This window comes from Amycolatopsis sp. SID8362, from assembly GCF_010550475.1.
GTDB classification, from domain to species: domain Bacteria; phylum Actinomycetota; class Actinomycetes; order Mycobacteriales; family Pseudonocardiaceae; genus Amycolatopsis; species Amycolatopsis eburnea.
The window spans coordinates 1-6,559 of sequence record NZ_JAAGNB010000007.1 but is presented as its reverse complement, the minus strand read 5'-3'; the positions used below and the strand labels follow the sequence as shown (position 1 = coordinate 6,559).

At 72.5% G+C, this 6,559-nt stretch carries 7 protein-coding genes; 4 read left to right on the top strand and 3 right to left on the bottom strand.

What is annotated here, in order from left to right; genetic code table 11:
- The 3 genes from G3I65_RS00835 to G3I65_RS00825 form a co-directional block, all read left to right on the top strand.
- Positions 1-1,182, top strand: a 1,182-nt coding sequence (locus G3I65_RS00835) for an iron-containing alcohol dehydrogenase (protein ID WP_203612240.1), incomplete at its 5' end; no start/stop codon positions are given.
- Complete coding sequence (locus G3I65_RS00830) at positions 1,179-2,435, top strand: histidine kinase (protein ID WP_160693812.1); 1,257 nt, start codon at positions 1,179-1,181, stop codon at positions 2,433-2,435. The genes G3I65_RS00835 and G3I65_RS00830, both read left to right, overlap by 4 nt.
- Entirely contained in the window at positions 2,428-3,072 is a 645-nt protein-coding gene (locus G3I65_RS00825; RefSeq protein WP_160693810.1) for a response regulator transcription factor, read from the top strand. The genes G3I65_RS00830 and G3I65_RS00825 overlap by 8 nt, the downstream gene beginning before the upstream one ends.
- 4 nt (positions 3,073-3,076) lie before the next feature.
- On the opposite strand, the gene G3I65_RS00820 is transcribed toward G3I65_RS00825, so the two are convergent.
- Entirely contained in the window at positions 3,077-4,480 is a 1,404-nt protein-coding gene (locus tag G3I65_RS00820; protein WP_160693808.1) for a caspase family protein, read from the bottom strand.
- 51 nt (positions 4,481-4,531) lie between these two features.
- Here G3I65_RS00820 and G3I65_RS00815 point away from each other — a divergent pair, with 51 nt between their 5' ends.
- On the top strand, positions 4,532-4,894 hold the full coding sequence (locus G3I65_RS00815) for a hypothetical protein (protein WP_160693806.1): 363 nt from the start codon (positions 4,532-4,534) through the stop codon (positions 4,892-4,894).
- Between the two features lie 4 nt (positions 4,895-4,898).
- Here the strand turns inward: G3I65_RS00815 and mftM are convergent, their stop codons facing one another.
- Complete coding sequence (gene mftM, locus G3I65_RS58570; protein WP_160693804.1) at positions 4,899-5,771, bottom strand: mycofactocin oligosaccharide methyltransferase MftM; 873 nt, start codon at positions 5,769-5,771, stop codon at positions 4,899-4,901.
- Positions 5,768-6,559 (bottom strand): VWA domain-containing protein (locus G3I65_RS00805; protein ID WP_160693802.1); only part of this gene is annotated, 792 nt, incomplete at its 5' end. The genes mftM and G3I65_RS00805, both read right to left, overlap by 4 nt.

The following is a 6,559-nucleotide window of genomic DNA, read 5'->3' as shown; positions in this document are numbered from 1 at the left end:
CCGTGCGGCGCCACGAGCACGCCGCCCGAGGGCCTCACCATCGCGAAGTTCCACGCCCCCGAGATCATGTTCGGCGAAGGCGCGCTGGCCGAGGCCGGGCACGTCGCCGCGAGGCTGGGCGCGCGGCGTCCGATGCTCGTCACCGACGCCGGGTTGTGCGCGACACCGTGGGTCGACGAGCTGGCCGGGCACCTGCGCGCCGCCGGGCTGACGGCCACGGTGTGGGCCGACCCGACGCCGAACCCGAAGGACCACGAGATCGCCGCCGGGTACGAGCGCTACCGCGAAGCCGGCTGCGACGTCATCATGGGCCTCGGCGGCGGCTCGGTGATCGACGCGGGAAAGGGCGTCGCGCTGCTGGCCGCGAACGGCGGCGACATCCTCGACTTCGAGGGCGTGGACCGCAGCCGGCAGCCGATCCCGCCGATGGTGATGATCCCGTCGACCGCGGGCACCGGCGCGGACGTCTCGCAGTTCTGCATCGTCACCGACACCACGCACAACACCAAGATCACCATCATCGGCCGCACCCTGGTGCCGGACGTCTCGGTCACCGACCCGCGGCTGCTCACCACGATGCCGGACTGGCTGGCGGCGGCGACCGGGCTGGACGCGCTGACGCACGGCATCGAGGCGTTCGTGTCGAAGGCGCACAACCCGCTGACCGACCACCACGCCCTCAACTCGATCGCGCTGGTCAACGGCAACCTGGTGCGCAGCATCGACCGGCCGGCCGAGCGCTCGCCGCGGCTGCTGATGGCGCAGGCGAGCCTGGAGGCGGGCCTGGCCTTCACCAACGCGATCCTCGGCGCGGCGCACGCGATGAGCCACCAGGTCGGCGGCCTGCTCGACCTGCCGCACGGCGTGATCAACGGCGTGCTGCTCCCCCACGTCGTCCGGTTCAACGCCCGCGCGCACCCCGAGCGGTACGTCCCGATCGCCCGCGCGCTCGGGCTCGCTTCGGACAGCACGCCGCCGGAGGAAGCGGGCCTCGCGGTCGCCGACCAGGTGCGCGCGCTCGCCGACGACGTCGGGGTGCCGAAGGGGCTCGGCGAGCTGGGCGTCACCGCCGCGCACCTGCCGGTGCTGGCGCGCAACACGCTGCACGACGCCTGCCTGGCCACCAACCCGCGCGGCGCCGACGCGGCGGAGATCGAAGCGCTGTTCCGGGCGGCGCTGTGACCCGCGCCCCGCTCGGCGACCACGACCGGCCCGGCTACCTCGCCGAGCTGACCGGCGTCCGCTCGGGCAAGCGGTCGTTCTACCCGGCCTACGTGACGTCGATCGAGCGGCTGGAAGGCGTGATCCACGCGCTGGACCGGATTTCGCGGACGCTCGTGCGGACCGTCGAGGAGCAGGACAGCCTGCTGCGCGCGACCGTCCGGACCGCCGCCGAGCACGTCGACGCGGAGTACGCGCTGTTCGCCGTCGCGGACTCGGTGCTGCCCGAAGCCGAACCGCGGTGCACGATCATCGGCCCCGGCGGCCGCCAGCTGTCCACTGTGGACCCGATGCCGGGGTACGTGCGCGCATGCCTGACCCGGGTGCTGGCCGGGGCGCTCGACTTCGACGAGCCCGGCAACGAGCCCGGCCGCCACCTGCGGGTACCGGTCGCGCTGGACCGCGAGGTCGTCGGCGGGCTGCTGCTGTGGGCCCCGCGCGGGCGCGAGATCGACGCGACCGACGAGGCCGTGCTGCGGATCCTCGCCAGCCAGAGCGTGGTGGCGCTGCACAACTCGTCACTGCACCGGCGCAGCGAGCGCGCGCAGCAGGAGCTGCTGGCCGCCCGGCAGCGCGAAGTGCTGGACTCGGAACGCAACCGGATCGCGCGCGAACTGCACGACAGCGTCACGCAGTCGGTGCTGTCGGCGGGCATGCAGATCGAGCTGTGCCGCGCCGACGCCACCGGGGAGGCGGCCGAGCGGCTGGGCGTGGCCAAGGACCTCGCGCGCGGCGCGGTCGACCAGCTGCGGTCGGTCATCCACGCGCTGAGCCACGACCGCGAGCACGCGCACCACGGCCTGCCCGAGCTGCTGGAACGGCTGACCAGCGTGCACCTGCCCACCGAGCTGGCGGTGGAGCTGCGCATCGGCGGCAAGCCGGTCGACCTGCCCGCCGGCGCCGAGCACTCGCTGTTCCGCATCTGCGGCGAGGCCCTGTTCAACAGCGCGGTGCACGGCCACGCCCGCCGCGCCCTGATCCGCCTGACCTACCGCCCGGACCAGGTGGTGCTCGCGGTGTCCGACGACGGCTGCGGCGAGCCGGAGGTGCTGCGCCGGGTCCTGCGCGTCGCGGGCGGCCAGGACCTCGACGGCGCGCACCGCGGCCTGGCCAACATGGACGCCCGCGCCCGCGAGCTGGGCGGCACGTTCTCTGTGCGCCGCTCCCGCATCGGCGGCGTCAAGATCGTCGTGGGGGTGCCGCTCGATGGCTGACCCGATCACGATCGTCCTGGTCGACGACCATGCGATCCTGCGCCAGGGCCTGCGCTCGGTCCTGGAGCGCGACCCGCTGTTCCGCATCGTCGGCGAAGCCTCGACGGCGGCGGAGGCCCAAGCAGTCCTGGCCGACCGGCGTCCGGCGGTGGTGCTCCTGGACCTGAAGCTGTCGACGTCGTCGGACTCCGAAGGCCTGGCCCTGTGCCGTTCGCTGACGGCCACCTACCCTTCGCTGGCCGTGCTGGTCCTGACGACGTTCCTCGAAGACCACCTGGTGGTCGCGGCGGTCCAGGCGGGCGCGCGCGGGTACGTGGTCAAGGACGTCGACACGACGGCGCTGGCGAACGCGATCAAAGCGGTGTCACGCGGGGAAACCGCGTTCGACTCGCGCAGTGTCACGTCGGTGGTGCGGACGCTGTCGGGGCGTTCGCAATCGGATGCCCAGCGCTTGACCGACCGGGAGCTGACGGTGCTGAAGCTGCTGGCGCAGGGGTTGTCGAACCAGGCGATCGGGGCGGAGCTGTTCATCTCCCCGACGACGGCGAAGTTCCATGTCGGGAACATCATGCGCAAGCTCGAGGTGGGAAGCCGGGCGGAGGCGGTTTACGCGGCGTCGAAGCGGGCGTTGATCTGAGGGGTCATGGCACCCGGGTCAGGGTGATGTGCTCCCACCGCAGCTCGCCCTCGCAGCCCGCCACGGACCGGACCACCCGGATGTCGACGACGAAGGTGTCGTTCGTGCCGATCGCCGGTAGGTCATTCGGCAGCTGCAGGGTGTCGCTCGACGCTTCCACGACCTCAGAGACCCGGCGTGTCCCGACGCCTGCCTCGACGCGGATCGGTCCGCAGCTCGCATTCGGGTAGAAGGCGCCGCCCACCCGGAACTTGATCGTGGGCACGAGGTAGTAGGGATCGATCCGGAATTCGGTGTGCAGCGTGCGAGCGCCCCGCAGCTTCCACCACGCTTTCGCGTCGGCCCGTTCCTCGCCTTGGAACTGTGCGGGCACGTCGAGCGGGGCCCAGGTGTACGGGTAAGCCGGTTCGTCCCCGGACGCGTACTTCAGGTGCGGGACTCCCGATGGCTCCGCGGAGCCGGACGTCGTCACCGGCGACGTGGGCGGAGGCGGGGTGGTGGCGGCGCCGCGCTGGTCGTCGGGCAGGTTCGCGAGGAACACCGCCACCGCGACGGCGACCACCGAGACTCCGCCGAACGCCACCACGTACCGCCGTCGGCCACGGGCGGGGACTTCCGCCACGGGCGCCGGCTCCTCCGGCCGGCGCGGCGCCGGGTTGCGTGCGATGTACACGTCGCCGGTGAGCTGGTCGTTGCGGGTCGGCGCCTGGGCCGGTGCGATCGCCCGCACGCGGTCGTGGACGTAGGTGTACAGCTCGGCGACGTCGACCAGGCCGTCGCCGCCGAGGTCGGCTTCGCCCGTCCGCAGGCCTTCGGCGATCACCCGCGTGAACACCGAAGGCTCCGGCGAGCCGGACGGCGCCCGGCCCTCGCGGGTCTCGTAGGCGTAGCCGAGGTGCGTCGAAGCGGTCATCACCGCGCAGCCCCGGCCGGAGCGGCCGGCCAGCTGGTCGAAAACGTCTACCCGCGACGCCGCTTTCGGGGTCGCGCCCGGCGGGAACGCCCCGCCGTAGCAGCAGTCCAGCCACAGCACGACGCGGCGGGCCGGGCTGCGGTCGATCAGCCGCCGGACGAACGCGGCGCCGATCCCGGTGGACTCGAGCAGGTCGCGTTCCGTATCGGTGGCCACCAGGTGCAGGTCGCCGTTCTCGTCCTTCACGCCGTGCCCGGAGAAATACAGGAGCAGCAGATCGTCGCGTTCCGCACGCGAGAAGAAGCGTTCGATTTCCACGCGCAGGTCCCGGACCGGCGTGTTTTCGGCGACCGCCACGGTGAAATCACCGATGTGCTCGTCGGCGAGGACTTCGCGCAGCGCCGCGACATCGTGCAACGGGGCTTGCAGTTCGCGGAAAGTGGGGTCGGCGTGGCTGTCGGTGGCGATCAGCAATGCCTTTCTGGATCCGGGCACCGGGGGATCATAGGGCGCCCGGCACCCGCGCCGGGGCGCTATCCTCGCATCGTGCCGACGTATTCCCTCGAAGTGCGCGACGACGATCCCGCGGTGCGAGACCGCCTCCACCGGCAGTTGCGCGAAGAGCTCCTCGGCCTCGACGTCGACGAAGCGCGGTTCGCCGTCGGCCACGAGCTGCCGCCCGGCGCGAAAGCGGATCCGGCGGGCATCGCCGCGATCGTCGTCTCGCTGGCCACGTCACCGGTCCTGCTGCAGCTGGCCGGCGCGGTGCGGGACTGGGCGAAACGCTCGGCCGGGCGCAAGATCGTCATCCGCGACGGCGACCGGAGCCTCGAGATCACCGGCTCGTCGGCCGACGACAACCGCCGCGTCATCGAGGAGTTCTTCGCGGACGGGCAGCTCGAAGAGTAGGCCTTCACGCCACGTCCAGCACCAGCCAGCCGCCGTGGTGTTCGAAGACCGTGAACGGCACCCCTGAACGTCTCCCCCACTCCCGCAGCGCCGCGAAGTCGAAGCACCGCACGTGCCCGAACGCCGGGTTCGGCTCGGTCTCGAACGGGACCGCCACCACCACCCGCCGCCGGGCGACGCGCAGCATTTCCCGCAACGCCGCCAGACCGTGGGCGGCGGTCAGGTGTTCCAGCAGGTGGATCGCCGTGACCGTGTCGACGCTCCTCGACGCCAACGGCACCGCCGCCGCGTCGCAGGACAGGACCGGCAGTGGCGTGCCGAACCAGGATGCGACGCGGGAGAGCAGGCCCATCGTCCCCGGGGAAACGTCCGACGCGATCGGGCGCAAGTCCCGAGCGAGCATCTGCAATGGCAAGAACCCGAAGCAGGAGCCCAGATCCAGCACCGACCGGCCCCGCACCAGCTCCAGTGCCCGCGCGTGCACCGGCGCGAACGCGGCGATCGCGCCCGAACGAGCCGGGCGTCGCAGTGCCGCCAACGTGTTGGCGTAGAACACCGTCCACGCCAGCAGCGGGTCGTGGACCGTCGTGCGGACCACGCCGGTGAACAGCTCCTCGAAGTGGCCGGCCAGGAAGTCCAGCTCCGAGGCCAGGTGCCCGGCCAGGTCGTCGTCGAGCTCGTCGCCGCGGTAGCGGTGCGAAACCAGCGTCCGCCGGCCCAGCGTGTACACGCGGAAATGGGACGTCACGCGCACCGGGGCCAGCCGCGCGGTCAGCGCGTTCGGCACCGCGACGCCGTCTTCGTGGCAGACCAGCAGCTCGCCGCGCTCCCACCAGCCGCGGTGGCCCGGGGCCAGCGGGTCCAGGACGGCGGTCACCGGCCGGTCCTCGCCGTCGCCAGGTCGGCCGCCGCACTGTCCAAACCGGACAGATCGCGGACCACGCGGACGCGGTCGCAGAACTCCGCGTACGCCGGCAGGTCGCACGGCCCGAGTCCCCACGAGTAGCGCGGTTCCTGCGTGAGCCAGAGGGTTTCGCGGGCCCGGCGGGTCAGTTCCTCGAACGCGGGCAGGCCGGGGTCGTTGCCGTTGCCGCGGCCGTCCCCGAGCACCAGCACCGTCGTGCGGCGCGTCACCGACGAGCCGAACTCGGAAAGGAACGTGCCGAAGACGCGGCCGTAGTCGGAGTTCGCGTCGAGGTCCAGGACGTCGCCGCCGAACACCAGGCCCAGCGCCTCCTCGACGTGGTAGCGCCCGAACAGCCCGGTGATCTCCGCGAGTTCCGCGACGAACGCGAAGGTGCGCACCTGCCCGAACATCCCCTGCAGCCGGTGGACCAGGTGCAGCGTGAACCGCGCGGTCGCGCGCACCGACAGGCTGACGTCGGCGAGCACGACCAGCCGCGGCTTGTCCTCCACCTTCGCGACCGTGACCGGCCGGAACGGGACGCCGTCGTAGCGCAGGTTGCGGCGCATCGTCCGGGCCGAGTCGACGCGCCCGCGCGCGGCCTCGCGCTTCCGGTGCGTCGGACCGCCCCGCAGGCTCTGGACCAGCCGTCGCACCGCGGCTTCCAGCTGGTCCTGCTCGCGGCCGCCCAGCTCCCCCACCGGCGCGACGCGGCGGCCTTCCACCGTGTGCCGCAACGACATCAGGTACTCGAGATGGCG

Excerpts from the sequence above, each read along its gene's own strand:
- G3I65_RS00825 (WP_160693810.1), top strand. The coding sequence starts at position 2,428 with ATGGCTGACCCGATCACGATCGTCCTGGTCGACGACCATGCGATCCTG.